13 protein-coding genes are annotated in these 19,861 nt (G+C 51.1%); 5 read left to right on the forward strand and 8 right to left on the reverse strand.

Going from position 1 to position 19,861, the window contains the following annotated elements; all coding sequences use genetic code 11:
* Positions 1–3 precede the first annotated feature (3 nt).
* Complete coding sequence (locus CODIS_RS17545; RefSeq protein WP_069127536.1) at positions 4–1,296, reverse strand: HlyD family type I secretion periplasmic adaptor subunit; 1,293 nt, start codon at positions 1,294–1,296, stop codon at positions 4–6.
* 132 nt (positions 1,297–1,428) lie between these two features.
* A complete protein-coding gene (locus tag CODIS_RS17550; RefSeq protein ID WP_083220873.1) occupies positions 1,429–3,639 on the reverse strand; it encodes a type I secretion system permease/ATPase in 2,211 nt (736 codons plus the stop codon).
* Positions 3,640–3,712: 73 nt separating this feature from the next.
* Here CODIS_RS17550 and CODIS_RS17555 point away from each other — a divergent pair, with 73 nt between their 5' ends.
* Positions 3,713–4,051 (forward strand): hypothetical protein, encoded by a 339-nt coding sequence (locus CODIS_RS17555; protein ID WP_069127504.1) that lies wholly within the window; start codon positions 3,713–3,715, stop codon positions 4,049–4,051.
* Between the two features lie 79 nt (positions 4,052–4,130).
* Here CODIS_RS17555 and CODIS_RS17560 read toward each other — a convergent pair whose 3' ends face one another.
* The 3 genes from CODIS_RS17560 to ppdK form a co-directional block, all read right to left on the reverse strand.
* Entirely contained in the window at positions 4,131–6,089 is a 1,959-nt protein-coding gene (locus CODIS_RS17560; RefSeq protein ID WP_069127507.1) for an EAL domain-containing protein, read from the reverse strand.
* A 104-nt stretch (positions 6,090–6,193) separates the two neighbouring features.
* Positions 6,194–6,970, reverse strand: a complete 777-nt coding sequence (locus tag CODIS_RS21445; protein WP_235615272.1) for a transglutaminase-like cysteine peptidase — start codon at positions 6,968–6,970, stop codon at positions 6,194–6,196.
* A gap of 212 nt (positions 6,971–7,182) precedes the next feature.
* Entirely contained in the window at positions 7,183–9,948 is a 2,766-nt protein-coding gene (ppdK, locus tag CODIS_RS17570; protein WP_069127509.1) for a pyruvate, phosphate dikinase, read from the reverse strand.
* Positions 9,949–10,113: 165 nt separating this feature from the next.
* Here ppdK and CODIS_RS17575 point away from each other — a divergent pair, with 165 nt between their 5' ends.
* The 3 genes from CODIS_RS17575 to CODIS_RS17585 all read left to right on the forward strand — a co-directional run bounded on the left by CODIS_RS17575 (position 10,114) and on the right by CODIS_RS17585 (position 15,367).
* Positions 10,114–12,978 carry a valine--tRNA ligase gene (locus tag CODIS_RS17575; RefSeq protein ID WP_069127512.1) on the forward strand — a complete coding sequence of 955 codons (2,865 nt, stop codon included), beginning with the start codon at positions 10,114–10,116 and terminating at the stop codon, positions 12,976–12,978.
* 285 nt (positions 12,979–13,263) lie between these two features.
* Positions 13,264–13,662 carry a tautomerase family protein gene (locus CODIS_RS17580; RefSeq protein WP_069127515.1) on the forward strand — a complete coding sequence of 133 codons (399 nt, stop codon included), beginning with the start codon at positions 13,264–13,266 and terminating at the stop codon, positions 13,660–13,662.
* Positions 13,663–13,714: 52 nt separating this feature from the next.
* Positions 13,715–15,367 carry an acyl-CoA dehydrogenase family protein gene (locus CODIS_RS17585; protein ID WP_069127543.1) on the forward strand — a complete coding sequence of 551 codons (1,653 nt, stop codon included), beginning with the start codon at positions 13,715–13,717 and terminating at the stop codon, positions 15,365–15,367.
* Positions 15,368–15,479: 112 nt separating this feature from the next.
* On the opposite strand, the gene CODIS_RS17590 is transcribed toward CODIS_RS17585, so the two are convergent.
* Positions 15,480–16,139: a dioxygenase family protein gene (locus tag CODIS_RS17590; protein ID WP_069127517.1), complete on the reverse strand. Its 660-nt coding sequence runs from the start codon at positions 16,137–16,139 to the stop codon at positions 15,480–15,482.
* 629 nt (positions 16,140–16,768) lie between these two features.
* On the opposite strand from CODIS_RS17590, the gene infA reads away from it, so the two are divergent.
* Positions 16,769–16,987 carry a translation initiation factor IF-1 gene (infA, locus tag CODIS_RS17595; protein ID WP_069127521.1) on the forward strand — a complete coding sequence of 73 codons (219 nt, stop codon included), beginning with the start codon at positions 16,769–16,771 and terminating at the stop codon, positions 16,985–16,987.
* 6 nt (positions 16,988–16,993) lie between these two features.
* Here the strand turns inward: infA and clpA are convergent, their stop codons facing one another.
* Positions 16,994–19,267, reverse strand: coding sequence for an ATP-dependent Clp protease ATP-binding subunit ClpA (clpA, locus tag CODIS_RS17600; protein WP_069127523.1), 2,274 nt, complete (start codon positions 19,265–19,267; stop codon positions 16,994–16,996).
* 24 nt (positions 19,268–19,291) lie between these two features.
* Positions 19,292–19,612: an ATP-dependent Clp protease adapter ClpS gene (clpS, locus tag CODIS_RS17605; protein ID WP_069127526.1), complete on the reverse strand. Its 321-nt coding sequence runs from the start codon at positions 19,610–19,612 to the stop codon at positions 19,292–19,294.
* Positions 19,613–19,861: the final 249 nt, after the last annotated feature.

Below are 19,861 nucleotides of genomic sequence, written 5' to 3' on the forward strand. Positions count from 1 at the left end.
ACCTTATCGTTCTCTCAGTGCCCTGCCTTTCGCGCGCAATAATGGTTTGAAAAGATATTCGAGAACACTCTTTTTCCCGGTAAGAATATCGACCTCTGCCTGCATTCCGGGGATGATCGGCAATGCCTTCTCCTGGGTACCCAGGTCTGTTTTATCGGTTCTTACCCGTACAAGATAATAACTCTCCTGTTCGTGCTCCTCCTTGATAGTATCGGCACTGATATGCTCAACTTTACCCGTAAGCGCTCCATAGATGGCAAAATCATAGGCTGTCAGTTTTACAGTCGCTTTCTGGCCTGGATGTAAAAATGCAATGTCTTTTGGACCGACCTTGGCCTCAACAAGCAAAGAGTCGTCCAATGGCACAATTTCCATCAATTCCATACCAGGCTGTATGACACCACCCAGAGTGTTGATCATGACCTGTTTGACCGTACCCTTCACAGGTGAACGGACCGCGGTACGGGTTACCCTGTCTTCCAACGCTACGCTGGTCTCCTTAAGCTTGGAGAGTTCCGCAAGTACATCATTCAGTTCAGCATGTGCTTCATTTTTGAAACGAATTAAAATCTCAGAGACCTTCTGTTCTGCCTCTTCCAGGCGGGATTTCATACGAGGAATAGTCAATTTAGCTGTCTCGAGTTCCCCTTCCAGTTCGCTGACCTCCCTTTCAAGCCGCAGGATTTCAACTTCCGAAATGGCACCTGCATCCAGAAGCGGTTTTGACAGGTCCAACTCTCTGGTCACTAATGACAGATTCCGTTTCAATCTTACACTTTTTACCTCAAGTCCTCTTATCTCCTGTTTAATCTGCTCAACCTGCTTGGACAGAATTGAACGATTGGTCTTCAACTCTTTCTGTCGTGAATTGAACAAGCCCTGCTCCTGATCTACCAAAGCTGGATACTTTTCAGCCATACCCGACGGCGCCTCAAATGCCTTACTGTCGGTCTCCGCCTGTAGCCTGGCGGCTTTGGCTTTCAACGCCCAGAACTGTAACTGTGTTTCCCTCAAGGAAGAGGAGAATCGTGTGTCATCTATCTGTAGCAGAACCTGCCCCTGCTCAACAGTATCTCCATCCTGTACGTATAATGCAGAAAGTATTCCCCCCTCTAGATTCTGAATAACCTGTATCTGACTGGAGGGAATTACCTTGCCGGCTCCCCTTGTCACCTCGTCCAACTCGGCCCAGCTGGCCCAAGCGATGGCCAAAATGACTATCAAAAACACCACCCACAAAATAGTCCGCCCACCCCGAGGGGCCTGCACCAGCAGTGCGGCAGTCTTATCATCCATGAAATCGTTGTCGCCATTACCTGGTTTTTCAGACCTAAACGACAAAGGATCTGCCTGTCTTTCGACTTCTATTGTTTGAGACTCAGTATCCATCATTCAATTCAAGTGTCTCGGCATCTGAAATTACGCCATTCATTTAGAAACCTCTGCCGGCTTGGCGGAATTGCCACCCCGGCTCTGTTTCAAGGCCTCAAGCACTTGCGCTTTAGGGCCGTCGGCAATCACCCTGCCCCCATCGATAACGATCAGTCGATCCACCAGTTCGAGCAATGATGAACGATGGGTCACCAGAATCAAGGTCTTATCCTCTGCATATTTGGAAAGTTGACGTTTCAGGATCGCCTCGGTGCTGTTATCCATCGAATTGCTGGGCTCATCCAACATCAGTACAGGAGGATCGAGTAAAAGAGCTCGTGCTATGGCTATGGCCTGACGCTGTCCTCCTGATAGATGTTCGCCCCGCTCTCCCACTTGCATATCAAAACCATGTGGGTGCTGATTGACAAAATCCATCACACCGGCAATTTGTGCCACTTGTAGAATATCGTTGTCATCCGCGTAGGGTGCACCTAGAACAATATTGTCCCTGACACTGCCATAAAAGAGCATGATGTCCTGAGGCACGTAACCGATACTGCGCCGGAGATCTGCAGGATCTACCTGTCTTAGATCAGCCCCATCAATACGCACTGCGCCGGAATCAGGATCGTAAAGCCCCTGCATAAGCTTTTCGATTGTGGTCTTCCCGGAACCCACCTTACCGATAATGGCGACCTTCTCACCGGACGAAATCGACATGGAGACATTTCTCAATGTCGCCTTTTCCTCACCAGGATAGGTGAATGTGACATCATCCAGTTCAATATCACCCTGGAATTGCTCACGGCTGAGAAATGATTTTCCTTCCGGTCGTTCAACAGGCAATTCCATCACACTGTTGAGACTTCCGAGCGCGGTCTTCGCCTGGTAGTAACGCACAGCAAGATTAGCCACCTGTGCCATTGGAGCCATGGCTCGTCCCACCAAAATCACTCCGGCTATCAAGGCCCCCATGCTGAGCTCTCCTTCAGCAATCAGATAGACCCCGAGGACCACTATTCCCACCTGTGACATCTGTTGAAAGAAAGTTGCCACATTGGAAACCGAAGCAGACAGCAAACGTGAACGAACCCCCCACTGTGCGATGTGACCAGTCAGCTGTTCCCACTTTCGCTGCACTTCACTCTCGGCACCAAGATGCTTAATGGTTTCGACTGCGGTCAAGGATTCGATCAATGTCGCTCCCTTTTGTGCCGATGCACGATACGTGGCTTCAACCGATCGCCTGAGTGGAGACTGGATCAGTATCCCATAGAGAATCACGATTGGAATACAGACTACAGGCACATATACCAATGGCCCGCCAATAAACCAAATAACCAGGATAAACAATAAAACAAAGGGCAGATCGACCAGGGTCACAACAGTAGCCGAGGTAATGAAATCCCGGATACTTTCAAATTCACGCAGATTATTGGCGAATGCACCAACAGAAGGTGGACGTGCCGCCATTTTAATACCGAGAACACGTTCGAACAGCATGGAAGAAAGCAAAATATCCGACTTTTTCCCGGCAACGTCAATAAAGTAACCACGGAGACTCCGCATAACTATATCAAAGGAATAGACGATAAAAATACCAATCGCCAACACCCATAGCGTCTCAATTGCATTGTTCGGCACCACTCGGTCATAGACGTTCATGATAAATAGGGGACTTGCCAAGGCGAACAAATTGATAAGTAGTGACGAGACAAGCACGTCTCTGTAGATTCGCCATGATTTTACCAGTGTTCCCCAAAACCAATGGCGGGTGTTTAGTCTCAAAACCTCTGGAGTCCGGTCATCAAAGCGATGTTCCAAGCGGATAAAGATTGCATATCCCGAGTACTGCTGCTCAAGGTCATCGATGGCTATCTGATGTGTACCCTCCCCACTCTCAGGTTGCATTATGGTCAATTGATTGCCATCTGCACTACGCTCCATCAAGACACAACTCTGCCTGTTCTTGAGCAACAATACGGCGGGGAGCACCAGGGAATTGATTTTTTGTATGGAACGCCGAACAATCCTTGCACTGAGTTGAGCACGTTCAGCCGCACGCAGGAAAAGTTCAGGTGTCAGGCGATGATTCTCCAGCGGCAATCCGGCACGCAAGGCATCATGTGAGTGAACACGCCCATAATAGCGGGTTAGAAAAACCAGACAATCCAGTAGCGGATCATCAAATGCAGATCCATCTGTTGGGTGTTTCCACTCCTCTATCACATCCTGTTGCTGTTGTTGTGCTTTAATATCTGACATGGATTGTATCGTGACACTTGCTTTTAAATAGATGACTGCCAGGATCTAAAAAATTAATTGTCGAGGAATCTCTATGTTGTATGCGAAACGTGATAATGATGGCAATATCATCAATCTCTCGGACACCCCTTCTGCTGGCGCCGATGAGGAGGTAAGTGCCACAGATGACGAGGTTATCGGATTTATATTCAACAACAGTTCCACCACTCTTTCGAAAAAGTTACTCTCTGAGACCGATACAGGGATGATCCGCATCGTCGAGGATCTGATCGAGCTGCTTATTCAGAAAAACCTGATTATGTTCACCGATCTGCCTAACGCCGCCCAGCAAAAAATCTTGATGCGAAACCAGATTCGATCAGTATTTCAGCCCGGTGATCCACTTCTCGTCGACGATGACGAACTCCTTTAATTCCTTAGCGTCACATGAAGTAAATTCTTTAAGTTTCTTGGTGTTGCAGAACAGATAGAGGATTACCTGGCATTGACGATTACACCGGCTTGCCTAAAAAGTAGCCCTGCCCACCCACCAGATTGAGTTGCTGCAGAATTTCCCAAGTCTGTTCCGTTTCCACGTTCTCTCCTACCACTTTTATCTCCAGTCCGTGCGCAATATAGACCAATGCCTCAATAAAAAACTGGTTCTCTGCACTTGCCTGAAGTTCCCTGAGATAGCTGCCATCGATCTTCAGAAAATCAACTTTTATTGTCTTTAAATAGCCGAATGCACTATGGCTACGGCCAAAATGGTCAAGGGAAAAGGCCGCTCCATAGCGTTTGATCAATTGAATAAACCGGTTTACGTCATCCAGCTGCGACACAGCGCCATACTCCGGCATCTCAAAGATCAATCGCTGTGAAATCTCCGAATTATCATCCAGCTGCCGTTCAAGCCAGGCAAAAAATGCATTGTTTTTCAAACATATGGGAGAGATATTAATGGCATAATGGGTATTGTCGTCAATCTCTTTCCGTAATCGTTCAAGAATTTTTACGATCACCATCTTGTCGATCTCAGGCGTCAAACCGAGTCTATCTGCATGGGGGATAAACAAACCTGCGGACAAAAGTTGAGCTTCACACCGCTCATTCTCCTCCTTGATTCGCACATAGACCTCATGGTGAAGGATCGTATTATCCCGACAGGCAAACACCGGCTGGAACTGCAGGACAAATTTATCGGATGCCAATGCGCTTTTTATAGTCGTGTGCCAATCGGTCGCCCCCTTGACACTGGAATTATCCAATTCACCGGGCATGTAGAGATGCCATGAATTTGGGCCTTCGCTTTGTGCGGTACGGAGTGACATATCCGCTTGCGAGAACAATTCGGAAAGATTCTGAGAGCCGTTGTATGCGGCCAATCCAATATGCCCCACATCCTGGCTGAGCGCATGGCTGGTATCGGCAAGTCCGGACAGCGCGCTAGACAAAGCCGGGCCCAGTTTGGCTGCCTCGACCACGCCCATATCTTCGAGAAACAGTGCAAAATCTCCGCCGCTCAAGTGTGCCAGATAACTTTTGTTTAGCGACTTGCTTACCGACCGCAGTACCTCCGCGGTCTGTTTCAGCAGTTCATCACCGGCCTGATAACCGTGATTCTCATTTATTTCCTTGAGATTTTTGAGTTCTATCAGTGCCAGTAAACCACTGGAGCACTCCTCTGGCGATGCCAGCAGATTTTTAATGGTGTTGTTGAAAAAACGTTTATTGGTAAGATTGGTAACCGGATTGCGGGATGCCTGGCGGTGCAGGCCCTCGGTCAACCGTTCCAGCCTTTCGATCATCCCCTTGACCTTTGTGGACATCCGATTCATTGCCAGGACGATGCGGCGTAGGTCCAAGGTCCTGGGTAGTGTCTCAATTATTGGAAATTCCCGATTGACGATGGCATTCGCCTGTTGCTCCACCTGCCTCAAAGGCTTGAGCACCAATTGTAAGGAGAGTAAACCCAAAAGCAGGACCACCAAGGCACTGACCAGAAACCACCTGAAGATTTCGACACTAGTCTGCCACAATTGTCGATGGGCAAAACCGGGATGACTCTGCACGACAACTTTTCCGGCCTGTACCCATCCCGACATTACGATAGCCTCACCTATCGGCGTGCTGAGAGGAAATTGTTCAATAAACCACGGAGGCACGCCTTCTAGTGTGACTGCCAGTTTGCGCTCAACCAGTGGCGCCCCTTGCATATCCTGTACTACAACAAGACGGTAATATCCCCGATCGAAGATCGCATCGGTCATGGATGTGACCGTGGCAAGATCCTTTTCAGCCATATGCTTTGAAATCGACAAACCCAGAGATGTTGCCGTGTCCTGTGCGTGGGACTCCAATTGTGATTCAAGATAGGCACGTGTGTTTTGTACACTGATATAGAAGGTACCGACGAAGACCAGTACCAGCAGTACAGTGATCAAAATTATCAATTGTCGCGACAACGTCATGATCTTTTCACCCTATACCCATCGATGATGACAGCATCGATGGTCTATTGGAACCATTAATTCGTAATCAGCCGTGTATGTTGTGTATGTTGCGTATTTTCTTATCAACGCTTCGCCTCCTGCTGCATTCTTTGTTTTAGCTCCTGCCACAGGCTAAGCCGGGTTGAAGAACCAACCTTTTTTCCCCTACCCAGGCTTTTCGCCAGCCATAATCCGTCGGCATTGAAGCTATATACCGGTGTGAGATCGAGGCGGTTGCTGGCTGACAGCAACTGAGGATTGAGATTATCCAACACCTTGGGTATGGAGGAAGGTTGAGGATAGTAGGTCAACACCATGTGGGATTGATTCAACTTGACCGATTTCACATACATAATGCGCAACTTCTCTTCCGCCACACCCATCTCCTTCAAGGTGAAATACTTGGCGATAGAGTAATCCTCACAGTCTCCCCCCTTTCGCACCAGCAGTTCCAATGGGGTTGCCCAATAATCTTCCTTGCCCCACAGATCGGCATCGGACTGGTAGGGGATTTGATTAAAGAAGTCGTTGACACGCTGTAACTTCTCGATTTCATCAAAATGACTGCTTTCCAGCATCAATCGGCGCCAGGATTCGACCCGATCCCCCGCCTGATCACCAAAATTCTGCTTCGCCCAGGAAACGACCTCATCCGTCAGATCGATGCTTTCAGCAAAGGCAATCGCTACTCCCAGCCAGAGTATCGTAGAGATCAGAAAGGCTGGAATCGACCGTTGTCTATGTTCCTTAAAACGTAAATAACCCGTCACCAATACACCTGAATTCCAGCGGTTGGCGGTAGGGTGGCTGTATTCAATCCACTTGACGGCCACCTCATCCCGATAGATCGCGAGATGCAAGACCTGTTAACAGGTCCCGGGGAAGACTAGTGAATGACCGGAATCTATCTGGAAGGCTTGGAGAGGTTCTCTCTGAGCCACGACAGGAATAGCCAAGAGTCTCCTTCGGGTACACTCCAGTACTTCTTTATCTTCCTTAGGATTATGTCGACTGTTTGGCCGATATCTTGACCAGATGGGCCGGAGATTACCCCGGCCCTTAGAATACAAATCTACTGCTGTTGGAGACTGGCATGGGCAGCCGCCAATCTGGCGACCGGCACCCTGGGAGCCGAGCAGGAGACATAATTGAGCCCGGCACGATGGCAGAACGCGATCGAGCTGGGATGACCGCCATGTTCGCCACAAATACCGACGCTTAATTTCGAGTTTTTCTGGCGTCCCCAGTCCACAGCCAGCTGCATGAGTTTGCCGACACCTTTCTCATCCAGCACCTCGAAGGGATTGTCCTTGAGAATGTCGTTCTGGTTATACATCGGCAGAAACTTGTTCTCGGCATCCTCACGGGAGAAAGAGAAGGTTGCCTGAGTCAGATCATTGGTGCCGAAGGAGAAGAACTCCGCCTCCTCCACCAGTGAATCGGCTCGCATGCAGGCCCGCACCACTTCAATCATGGTGCCGAAACGGAAGTTGATCTTCTGCCCATATTTCGCCTCAACATCGACGCGAATCTCATCCACCATCGCCTTGACACGCTTCAACTCCTCGGCGGTACAGACCTGGGGTACCATCATCTGGGGATGCACCTCAAGATCTTTGGCGGCACACTCCGCTGCCGCTTCAAGGATGGCACGGATCTGCATGCTATAGATCTCGGGGAATGTGATGCCGAGACGGACACCGCGATGCCCCAGCATGGGATTGGTCTCAGTCAGTGTCCGCACCTTGCGCAGCATCGTCTCTTTTTTCTCGATCGCCTGCTCCACCAGGCTCTCATCCACCATATGACGCAGTGAATCGGCCTCTTGTCTGGCAAGTTCCGGGTCCTGTAGCAACATCATGCTGCCGGCGAGCACATTCATGCCGCGCACCGAATTACGCAGATGGTGCAATTCGTTCAGATCGCTCAACAGCTGTTGCTCAGTGGGCAAGAACTCATGGATGGGGGGATCGAGAAGCCGGATGGTCACCGGTTTGGGCGACATCACTTCGAGAATCTCCTTGAAGTCGCTGCGTTGCATCGGCAGTAGTTTATCCAGGGCGGCCTGGCGTTGAGCAGGTGTCTCAGCAACGATCATCTCGATCACCACCGGCAGGCGGTCGACCGCATTGAACATCCGTTCTGTTCGACACAGACCGATCCCCATGGCGCCATACTTCAGTGCCCGGCCGGCATCTGTCGCCGTATCCGCATTCGCCATCACACGCAGATAAGCGGCCTCATCGGCCCATCTCAACAGCCGGTTCAGCTCTTCGGTGAAATCGGGCTCGACCATGGGAATCTGTCCCAGAAAGACGTTACCGCTGCTACCGTCGATGGTGATCATGTCGCCCTCGCGGATTACAGTGCCCTTGGCCACGGCCTCACGGCGCTGCACATCGACACTTATTCCCTCTGCACCGGCCACGCAGGGCTTACCCATGCCCCGTGCCACCACTGCCGCATGGGAGGTCTTACCGCCACGACTGGTGAGTATCCCTTCCGAGGCGAAGAAACCGTGTATATCCTCAGGCTTGGTCTCTTCTCGCAGCAGAATCACTTTCTGTCCCTGCTCTTTGCCCATCAACTCCGCCCGGTCAGCGTCGAACACCGCCAATCCGCTGGCTGCACCGGGCGATGCAGGCAGACCCTGAGCCACTGGTTCAGCCTTGTTTTCATTGTTCAACCGGGGATAGAGCATCTGTTCAAGATAGATGGGGTCGATCCGCAGTAACGCCTGCTCCTTGCTGATCAAATCCTCCTCGACCATCTCCACGGAGGTGCGCACCATGGCGGTGGCGTTCATCTTGCCGTTCCTCGTCTGCAGGCAGTACAGGGTGCCGCGTTCGATCGTGAACTCGAAATCCTGCACCTCTTTGTAGTGACTCTCCAGTTTCTGACGCAGCTCCTCGAGCTGTTCCGCCATTTCCGGCATCTCTTCCGCCAGACGGGCAATCGGCTTGGGGGTACGGATACCGGCTACTACATCCTCTCCCTGGGCATTCACCAGATACTCGCCGAATAGCTTGTTCTCACCGGTACCCGGGTTGCGGGTGAAGGCTACCCCGGTGGCTGAATCATTCCCCCTATTGCCAAACACCATGGTACAGACATTTACTGCCGTGCCGTTGGCCATGTCCGGGGTGATATTGAATTGACGCCGGTAATCGACGGCACGCTTGCCCATCCAAGAGCCGAATACTGCCTTGATAGCGATCTCCAGCTGATCATAGGGGTCTTCCGGAAACGGCCGGCCGGTATGCTTTTCGAAGACCTTGAGAAAGCGATCACAGATCTCCTTCAGGTCATCCGCAGAGAGTCCTACGTCCTCGGTGACATGGGCATTTTGTTTAACCGCCTCAAACTCTTCATCAAAGGCCTCATCCGGCACACTCAGTGCAACCTTGCCGAACAGCTGGATGAATCGGCGATAGGCATCATATCCGAAACGTTGATCCCCGGTCTGTTCGATCACACCCTCGAGGGTATTACTGTTGAGCCCCAGATTGAGAATGGTGTCCATCATACCGGGCATGGACATTGCCGAACCGGAACGTACAGAAACCAACAGGGGATTTGCGGCATCACCGAAACCCTTGCCTGTGGCTGCTTCGACCTGCTCCATATGAGTGCGCACACCATTCATCAGATTATCGGGCAGGGTCTTGGATTCATTGGCCAGGTAATCGAGACACGCCTCTGTACTGATTACAAATCCGGGTGGAACATTCAACCCAAACTGTGTCATTTCACAAAGGTTTGCCCCTTTTCCCCCCAACAATTTCTTGTTCTTGCCATCTCCCTCGTGAAATGCATAGACATGTCGTTTTTGACTCATTTTCTTAGATATCCTCTATTTATTATCTGAACTGACCCATACCGAATTCATTCTGAAAAACCCGACTACCTTGTCTGCCGCATGATTAAAGCACCCGATAACTACCCACATTCGCACCAAGCAGTATAATACTCCCTTTTTGTTGCCGAACCATTAACGAGATCCATGGAAAAAACCTACGACCCCCACGCCATTGAGCAACGCTGGTACCAAATCTGGGAAGAACGCGGCTATTTCGCCCCAGGCCAGACCGGCAGTGACAGCTACTGCATCATGATTCCACCACCCAATGTCACCGGCAGCCTGCACATGGGACATGGATTCAACAACACAATCATGGATACGCTGATCCGCTACCACCGTATGAAGGGCGACAAAACCCTGTGGCAGGCGGGCTCCGACCATGCCGGAATCGCCACCCAGATGGTGGTCGAACGCCAGCTGGAGGCGGAGAACAAGAAACGTCACGATCTGGGAAGGGAAAAATTCATCGAACGGATCTGGGAGTGGAAGGGAGAGTCCGGCGGCAATATTTCCCGCCAACTGCGCAGGCTAGGCTCATCGCTGGATTGGCAGCACGAACGCTTTACCATGGATGAGGGACTCTCCGATGCAGTCAGGGAGGTATTTATCCGGCTCTATGAGGAGGGCTTGATCTATCGCGGAAAACGTCTGGTCAACTGGGACCCCAAGTTACACACCGCAGTCTCCGACCTGGAGGTCCTGTCGGAAGAAGAGTATGGCCATATGTGGCATATGCGCTATCCGCTGACCAACGGTCAGGGCAATCTGATCGTCGCTACAACCCGTCCCGAGACCATGCTCGGCGACTGTGCAGTGGCGGTAAACCCCAGTGACGAACGCTATAAACACCTGATCGGTGAACTGCTCGAACTGCCCCTTACCGGACGCCGTATCCCAATCATCGCCGACGAAGAACATGTGGATCCGGAGTTCGGTACGGGCTGCGTCAAAATCACCCCCGCCCACGACTTCAATGACTACGCGGTCTGGCAGCGCCACCGGGATGAGATCACTATCAGTGAACAGATCCACGGCGGTCTGATCAATATCTTCACCGTGGATGCCTCGATACGCGAAAATGGCGAGACTGAAGGCAGTCTGATGCCGGAAAAGTATATCGGCATGGATCGCTATGATGCACGTAAGCAGATCGTTGCCGATCTTGAGGAACAGGGGTTACTGGAGAAGATCGATGATCACAAACTGGTGGTGCCCAGAGGAGACCGCTCCGGAGCAGTCATCGAACCCTTCCTGACGGATCAGTGGTACGTCAAGATCGCCCCCCTGGCCAAGCCCGCCATCGAAGCGGTGGAGAGCGGCAAGATCCGCTTCGTCCCCGATAACTGGAAAAACACCTATTACGAATGGATGCGCAACATCCAGGACTGGTGTATCAGCCGCCAGATCTGGTGGGGGCATCGCATTCCTGCCTGGTATGACGATCAGGGCAATGTTTATGTCGGTCGTTCCGAGGCGGAGGTCCGCGCTCGTCACAATCTTGATGACGACTATCCACTACAACAGGACGAGGATGTCCTAGACACCTGGTTCAGCTCCGCACTCTGGCCCTTCTCCACGCTGGGATGGCCGCAACAGACCGAACGACTCAAAGATTTCTACCCTACCAGCGTCCTGGTCACGGCCTTTGACATCATCTTCTTCTGGGTCGCACGCATGATCATGATGGGCATTAAATTCATGGGAGAGGTCCCCTTCCATGAGGTCTATATCCATGGTCTGATCCGCGATGGTCACGGGGACAAGATGTCAAAATCCAAAGGCAATGTACTCGATCCCATCGATCTTATCGACGGCATCGAACTGGAAAAGCTGGTGGAGAAGCGCACCAGCGGCATGATGCAGCCACAACTTGCTAAAAAGATTGAAAAGCAGACCCGCAAGGAGTTTCCCGACGGCATACCCAGCTTCGGCACAGACGCCCTGCGTTTCACCTTTGCCGCCCTGGCCGCCACAGGTCGCGACATCAAGTTCGACCTGGGACGTATCGAGGGTTACCGCAACTTCTGCAACAAACTGTGGAACGCCACCCGCTATGTGATGATGAATGTGGAAGGGCAGGATTGCGGCGTGCAGGGGATAACAACCGGTCACTCCGAGCCATCCGCCAAACTGGAACGATCGGTTGCCGACCGCTGGATCATGTCGCGCCTGCAAAAAACCAAGCAGACAGTAACGGAAGCCATTGAGGGTTACCGCTTCGACCATGCCGCCCAGGCAATCTACGAGTTCACCTGGAATGAGTATTGCGATTGGTACCTGGAACTGAGTAAACCGGTACTCAATGACGAGAATGCATCTGACGAAGCGAAGCGCGGAACACGACGCACCCTGGTCAGGGTACTGGAGAATCTGTTGCGCCTGACTCATCCGATCATGCCATTCATCACTGAAGAGATCTGGCAGCGTGTTGCCCCCATCGCCGGTGTCATCGGAGAAGAACAGGAGGGGGCCACGATCATGCAACAACCCTTTCCCACACAACGTAAATCCTTGATCGATGATGAAGCGGAGATTGAAATGGCCTGGGTGATGCAGTTCATCCTGGGCATTCGAAAGATCAAAGGTGAACAGAACATCTCGCCGGGAAAACCGGTACCGGTACTCCTGGCCGATGCCAGTGAGCATGACAGTGCCCTGGCAGAGCAACATCGACATTATCTCGACTTCCTTGCCAAAACCGAATCTATCGAAGTACTGGCTGATGACGAACAAGGACCTGAATCGGCCACCGCTTTGGTGGGTGAGATGAAGGTATTGATTCCGCTTGCGGGCTTGATCGACAAGGAAGCTGAAATCAAGCGTCTGGAAAAGGAGACCGGACGACTGCAATCCGATGTGGACCGCATCGAAAAGAAACTGGCCAATGCCAGCTTTGTCGATAAAGCGCCAGAAGCCGTGGTAGAGAAGGAGCGCGAAAAACTGGGGGAGGCCAAAGGTGCCCTCGAAACCCTGTGCGTACAGCTGGAAAAAATCAGAAACCTGTAGCAACTCCCCCCATCCTACTTATGGGGGGTATTGTGAAAGCAAGCCGCAAATGCTCGCGAATATTTTTTCCGCAAATGAACGCAGATTTAATTATTTACTCTGCAGCACTGTACAATTTGGGCCTTACCCTATTGCATTGACTATACCCTCTAATGAAGGAAGGTAGGCAATCAAACCCTCCTAGGTCTTGTTGCCACATTGCCACTTTCCACTTCTCTTCCTATATTCAAAATATTCGCCAAAACCGGATGTTAGCATTTAAGACTACTGAGATGAGGTGGGTTAATGCCGCATTTACAATTTGAAGTAAACAAAATGATTACAGACATAGAGAAGCAGGCAATCGCTTCCCAGGTGTGCTCGCTTTTTGCCGAGGTTATGGATACAGGCACAGATCATATTGCAGTTTCGATTCGTAAGCTCGGTACCCACAATCTTTCAATTGGACGCGTTAAAGAACCGGAAAAAGGCGTTGCTGTCATCAATGCAGATATCAGAGACGGTCGCAATATTGAGCAACGAAGAACCCTGGCGCTAGGCTTTATGGAGATATTGAATAAAACTCTTGATATTCCGAAACAACATACTTACGTCACCTTTACCGAGCATAAAGGAGAGGATTTCCATCTTTTCGAAAAATATCTGGCCAGTTGGCGGCAGGGAGAAGATCCCTTGGCGGAATAGACATATTATCATCTGGATTCATGCCCATCCTCCCATGGCAGAGGATCAAATTATGCAACAACGTAAAGTGACGTTCGATACACACAAGGTCTTGAACCAGCCACCCCCCCTGGAGAAATATAACGCTTACCGATCAGACGCCATATTGCAGCACTATATAAAAACATTTGGTGGGGAATGGGGAGAGGAGAGACTAGAGGCATACGGTCAACTTGTCGGATACGAGCTGCAAGAGGCGGGTTTTGACGCCAATGCCTATAAACCCGAGTTTCATAGTCATGATCGCTTTGGTCATCGCGTCGATTTTATAAAATACCATCCCGCCTATCACCGTTTAATGGCAGCGGCAATCGATGCGGGACACCATAACCTGCCATGGGTTGTGCTAAAAACCGGTGCGCATGTGGTCAGGGCCGGGATCGAATATCTACACACACAAGCGGACCCGGGCAGCGGATGCCCACTCACCATGACCTTCTCCTCCATACTCACCATCAGACATCAACCCGATATCGCACAAGCGTGGATACCGAAAATCACAGCAGCTCTCTATGATCCGAGAAATCTGCCCTATTATGAAAAACAGGGCTTGACCAACGGCATGGCGATGACGGAAAAACAGGGAGGTTCGGATGTCCGCGCCAACACCACCAGGGCCTCCCCCATTGACGCACCCGGTCCGGGTGAAAGCTATGAACTCGTGGGTCACAAGTGGTTCTGCTCAGCACCCATGTCAGACGCCTTTCTCACGCTCGCCAATACGGATAGCGGTCTATCCTGCTTTCTGCTGCCGCGCTGGCGCCCGGACGGAACGAAAAACGCCATCCATATTCAACGTTTGAAAAACAAGATGGGTAATGTATCGAACGCATCAGCAGAAATAGAGTATGGCGGCGCCTTTGCCTGGATGATCGGTGAGGAGGGCCGAGGTGTCAGGACCATTCTGGAAATGGTCGCCATGACACGCTTTGATTGCATGGTCGGATCATCGGCGATCATGGGGCATGCGGCTGCGCAAGCGCTGCATCACACTGGTGCACGCACAGCCTTTGGACGAAATCTGCAAGACCACCCCCTGATGCAAAACGTCCTGGCCGATCTGGCAATTGAAGCGGAGGCCTCACTGGCCATCAGCATGCGGCTGGCCCACGCACTGGACAAAGATAGTGATGATGAACGCCTGCTGTTTCGCATCGGGACTGCTATCGGCAAGTATTGGATATGCAAACGTGCTGCTCAGCATACCTATGAAGCCATGGAATCGGTAGGTGGTGTGGCCGTAGTGGAAGACAATGTTCTCGCTCGTCTCTATAGGGAGTCACCCATTAATGCCATATGGGAGGGTTCGGGAAATATCCAATGTCTGGATGTCGTCCGCGCCCTGGAGAAGAATCCGAACACACTCGATATTTTTCTTATCGAACTCGAGAAAGCAAAAAATCATCTTGATCTCTATGACGAAGCGCTGGGTGAATTCAAACAACAACTGTTGATGAAAAGCCAGAATGAATACGCACTGCGCCAATTTGTCGAAACCATGGCACTGCTCTGGCAGGCTGCTACGCTGATTCAGTTTTCGGATGCAACCATCGCAGAGTCATTTATCCTCAGCCGATTAGCCCATCACCACAGTTATATGTACGGCACGCTACCCGAACATATCCCCTTCAGAACCATCATACAGCGTGCCAAACCCAAGATTTGAGACAGTATAGATATTGATATCCAATGAGTTATGATTTCCTATTTGCGAATATTTGCAATTATTCGCGTTCATTTGTGGCTAAAAATCTGTACCAAAAACGCTGCTTATCATGCTACATGGAGGGATGAAGCCCTAACACGATATCAAAGCGGCCGGCCAGGGCACCCGACTCGATTTCCGGTGCCGGATCGAGCGGTACGGTTACGGAGGCGCGGGATAGTGGATTCCGCACTCTGTTGAGGATGAAATCAGTGTCGTTTCCCGGCTCATTCGCCACATACATCTGAGTGGTGAAACCCTCTATACCGTCACCGATCACACGAAAGTGGATATGCGGTGTCCGACCCGGATAGGAGACGGGACGGATGGTACGAAACCGATAGCCACCGTTACCGTCAACGACAGTACGGCCGAATCCCTGAAAATCCGGATCAGCAACTCCCCCCCGATCACGTGAATGGTGGTAATAACCAAAAGCATCACACTGCCAGATCTCGACTTGGGCATCAGTTAAGGGTTGACCGTCGGAATCAAGCAGGCGGCCGAAAATGTGCGTGACCTGCCCCCTGGCGGGACGGCTCCTGCCCTCGACATCGACCAGATTGTTATCATTGTCCAACAGAATACGGGTAGGGTAGAAAGGTCCGGCTGTCTGATAAGGTGTGGGTATTAGCGCAGCAGCGATAGCCGCACCCGGCAGGACCGATAGTGAAACAAGCGAAATAGTGTCCAGAAGCAGTTCGCGCCGATTGCAGTTGCCATTCAGCTTCATGTTGCCTGTCTCCTGAGATGCAATGAGTCACCCTGAATCAGAAAGACCCTGAGAAAACCTCTAATGCCTTATGATTTCGATTGCTCAACCGGGAAAGAATTCATCACCGATCAAGATCCACTGACTTGTCTACAGAAGAAATACAGCGATTCTGTAGCCTACTAGCACTGCCAAACCCTAGAGAAGCCCATTTAAATTCATGTCTTTCAATAACTTATTTACGGCCTGCCAGCACAATACCAATCAACTCCGTGACGACAGCAGGAGTGAGGCTGTTTTTCACCCGACAGCGTTCTCATTCGCTCATTTAGAATAACCACAGTTGAATCACTCTTCCTTGCCTGACGGAAAAAACACAACACTACCGACTGTATTTGTGTCAACCGACCCCAGCTGCCCCATATGCATACACCAGATTGTGCCGCAAAATGCCAGGGCAGCGATCCGTTGCCGGGTGATGAAGCGATGCCAGCCAGATCCCGGATCTTGACATAGCCATCGAACTCCCTGCATCGGGGTGGAAAAGCGGAACTACTTGCTATATGCGCAAATATACTGATAATGGCGGATTTTTATCTCGGGCGCTGTGCTATAATCCGCCCGGTTTTTTAAAATGATCGAGCATTAGTATGGCGAAAGAAGACTTTATTGAGATGGAAGGCACGGTAATCGAGACGTTGCCGAACACCATGTTCCGCGTGGAACTGGAGAACGGTCACGTAGTGACAGCCCATATCTCAGGCAAGATGCGCAAGCACTACATCCGTATCCTCACCGGAGACAAGGTCACTGTACAGTTGACCCCTTACGACCTGACCAAAGGACGTATCACCTATCGCGCCCGTTGAGAACATTCAGTTATCGTCCAGGGTGGCATCGGGTACCTGCTCCCCGACAATATCAAACTGCAGCTTGTCATCCGCGACATCAACCTTAACCACCCCTCCACCGGCCAGCTTACCAAACAGCAGCTCTTCGGCCAGGGGCTTTTTGATCTCATCCTGAATCAGCCTTGCCATCGGCCGGGCGCCCATCTTCGGATCATAGCCATGTTCTGCCAGCCATACCCTGGCTTCCGGTTCGACCACCAGGTTGACATGTTTCTCCTGTAGCTGCCCTTCCAATTCGAAAATGAATTTATCGACCACCTTAGCGATATGCTCTGGTGAGAGGCCGGCAAACTGAATGATTGCATCAAGACGATTTCTGAACTCGGGCGTGAACATTTTCTTGATCACTTCCATGCCGTCGCTGCTATGATCCTGCTTGGTGAAACCGATCGACGAGCGGCTCATCTCCTGGGCGCCGGCATTGGTGGTCATGATGATCACAACATTGCGGAAGTCCGCCTTGCGGCCATTGTTGTCGGTCAGGGTGCCATGATCCATCACCTGCAGCAGTAAATTGAAGACATCCGGGTGTGCTTTCTCGATCTCATCGAGCAACAACACACAATGAGGATGCTTTGCAATCTCCTCAGTCAGCAATCCCCCCTGGTCAAAACCGACATACCCTGGCGGTGCGCCGATCAACCTGGATACTGTGTGGCGTTCCATATACTCGGACATGTCGAAGCGGATCAGTTCCATACACAAGATCCTCGCCAGCTGACGACTGATCTCTGTCTTGCCGACACCGGTGGGACCGGTGAAGAGAAAGGAGCCGACCGGCCTGCCTTCATTGACCAGTCCGGATCGATTCATGCGTATGGCCGCTGTCAATGCATCGATGGCCGGATCCTGGCCGAATACGACCAGCTTCAGGTCACGTGTAAGGTTGCGCAGGGCCTCGGTATCGGAAGTGGAGACCTTCTTCGGTGGGATCCGCGCAATCTTCGCCACAATAGCCTCGACCTCATCCACGTCGATGACCTTTTTACGCTGTTCCAGCGGTTGCAGTTGCACATTCGCACCCGCCTCATCGATGACATCGATGGCCTTATCGGGCAGATGGCGGTCGTTGATGTATTTGTCGGAGAGTTCTGCGGCGCTGTTCAAGGCATCCTGTGTGTACTCGATATGGTGATGCTCCTCGAATCGGGACTTCAGGCCCTTCAGGATCTCCACCGTCTCTGCCACGGTGGGCTCTTCCACATCGATCTTCTGGAAGCGCCGCGCCAGGGCACGGTCTTTTTCAAAGATTCCCCTGAACTCCTGGTAGGTTGTGGAACCGATACAGCGCAGCTCCCCTGATGCGAGCACAGGCTTGATCAGGTTCGAGGCATCCATAACCCCACCGGATGCAGCCCCTGCTCCGATAATGGTATGTATCTCGTCGATGAACAAAACCACATCCTTTTCCCGTTTCAGCTCGGCAAGAACCGCCTTCAGGCGTTTCTCGAAGTCACCACGGTATTTCGTACCTGCAACCAGCGTCCCAAGATCAAGGGCATAGATAGTGGCATTGGCAAGTACGTTAGGTACCTCTTTGTCAACGATTTTCTTGGCCAATCCCTCTGCAATAGCGGTTTTGCCTACACCGGCCTCTCCCACCAGCAGCGGGTTGTTTTTACGCCGTCGGCAGAGTATCTGAACGGTACGTTCAACCTCTTGCAAACGACCGATCAGGGGATCGATCTTACCCTGTTCCGCCAGTTGATTGAGATTCGTGGCATAGCTCTCCAACGGGCTTGTCTGACCATCCCCTTTGGATTCACTGGATAGTTCGGCCGGCGCCTCATCCTGAATCGTGCCGTCAACCTTGGAGATGCCGTGAGAGATATAGTTGACCACATCCAGCCGACTTACATTTTGCTCGTTCAGAAAAAAGACCGCCTGTGAGTCCTGTTCATTGAATATCGCCACCAGCACATTGGCGCCGGTGACCTCATTTTTACCCGAGGATTGGACATGAAAAACGGCCCTTTGCAGCACCCGTTGAAATCCTAAGGTGGGTTGAATCTCCCTCTCATCCCCATCCGGAATCAGTGGTGTTGTCTCTTCAACAAAGCTGCTGATATTCTTTCGCATGCTCTCGATATCCGCCCCACAGGCGCGCAGTACCGCGACAGCGGTGGGATTGTCCAACAAGGCAAGCAAGAGATGATCCACCGTCATGAACTCATGATGTCGTTCTTTGGCATTCTTGAATGCTTGGTTCAGGGTAAATTCCAACTCTTTATTCAACATCTCAGGAACTCCATATAGCGCCGCTTATGTCTCCTCCATGGTGCACATCAGCGGGTGCTGGTTGCTGCGAGAGTAATCATTGACTTGTGACACCTTTGTCTCAGCCACGTCTTTAGTAAACACGCCACACACACCCACACCGCGGGTATGAACATGAAGCATCACTCGGGTCGCCTTTTCCCTGTCCATGTCAAAAAAGGTTTCCAAAACCAAAACAACAAATTCCATCGGTGTATAGTCATCATTCAGAATAATAACCTTATACAAAGGAGGTTTTTTGACTTTTGGCACTGCCTCCTGTAATGCTAGACCGTCTTCGTGTGATGTTTGTTCTCGATTACTCATAATGGCTGATTCTAGCAGGCCTAAACGGCCTGAAAAGCGGAATTATATTCGGGATATTTATTTAACTCAGAAGGTATGGTGTAAGCAGATTACAAGTTTCCATTTTACCTAAATTGACGACCTGATTTGAATACCAAACCGTCAAATGTCGCTAGGGCCTGTTAACACTAATCCAATGCACCCTGTTGTGCCTGAAAAAGCGCCAATCAAGACGCGAGGAGAGAGGTTTGGTTATTCCAAATGAACGAC

Origin of the sequence: Candidatus Thiodiazotropha endolucinida (assembly GCF_001715975.1) — a bacterium.
In the GTDB taxonomy this organism is placed as follows: domain Bacteria; phylum Pseudomonadota; class Gammaproteobacteria; order Chromatiales; family Chromatiaceae; genus Thiodiazotropha; species Thiodiazotropha endolucinida.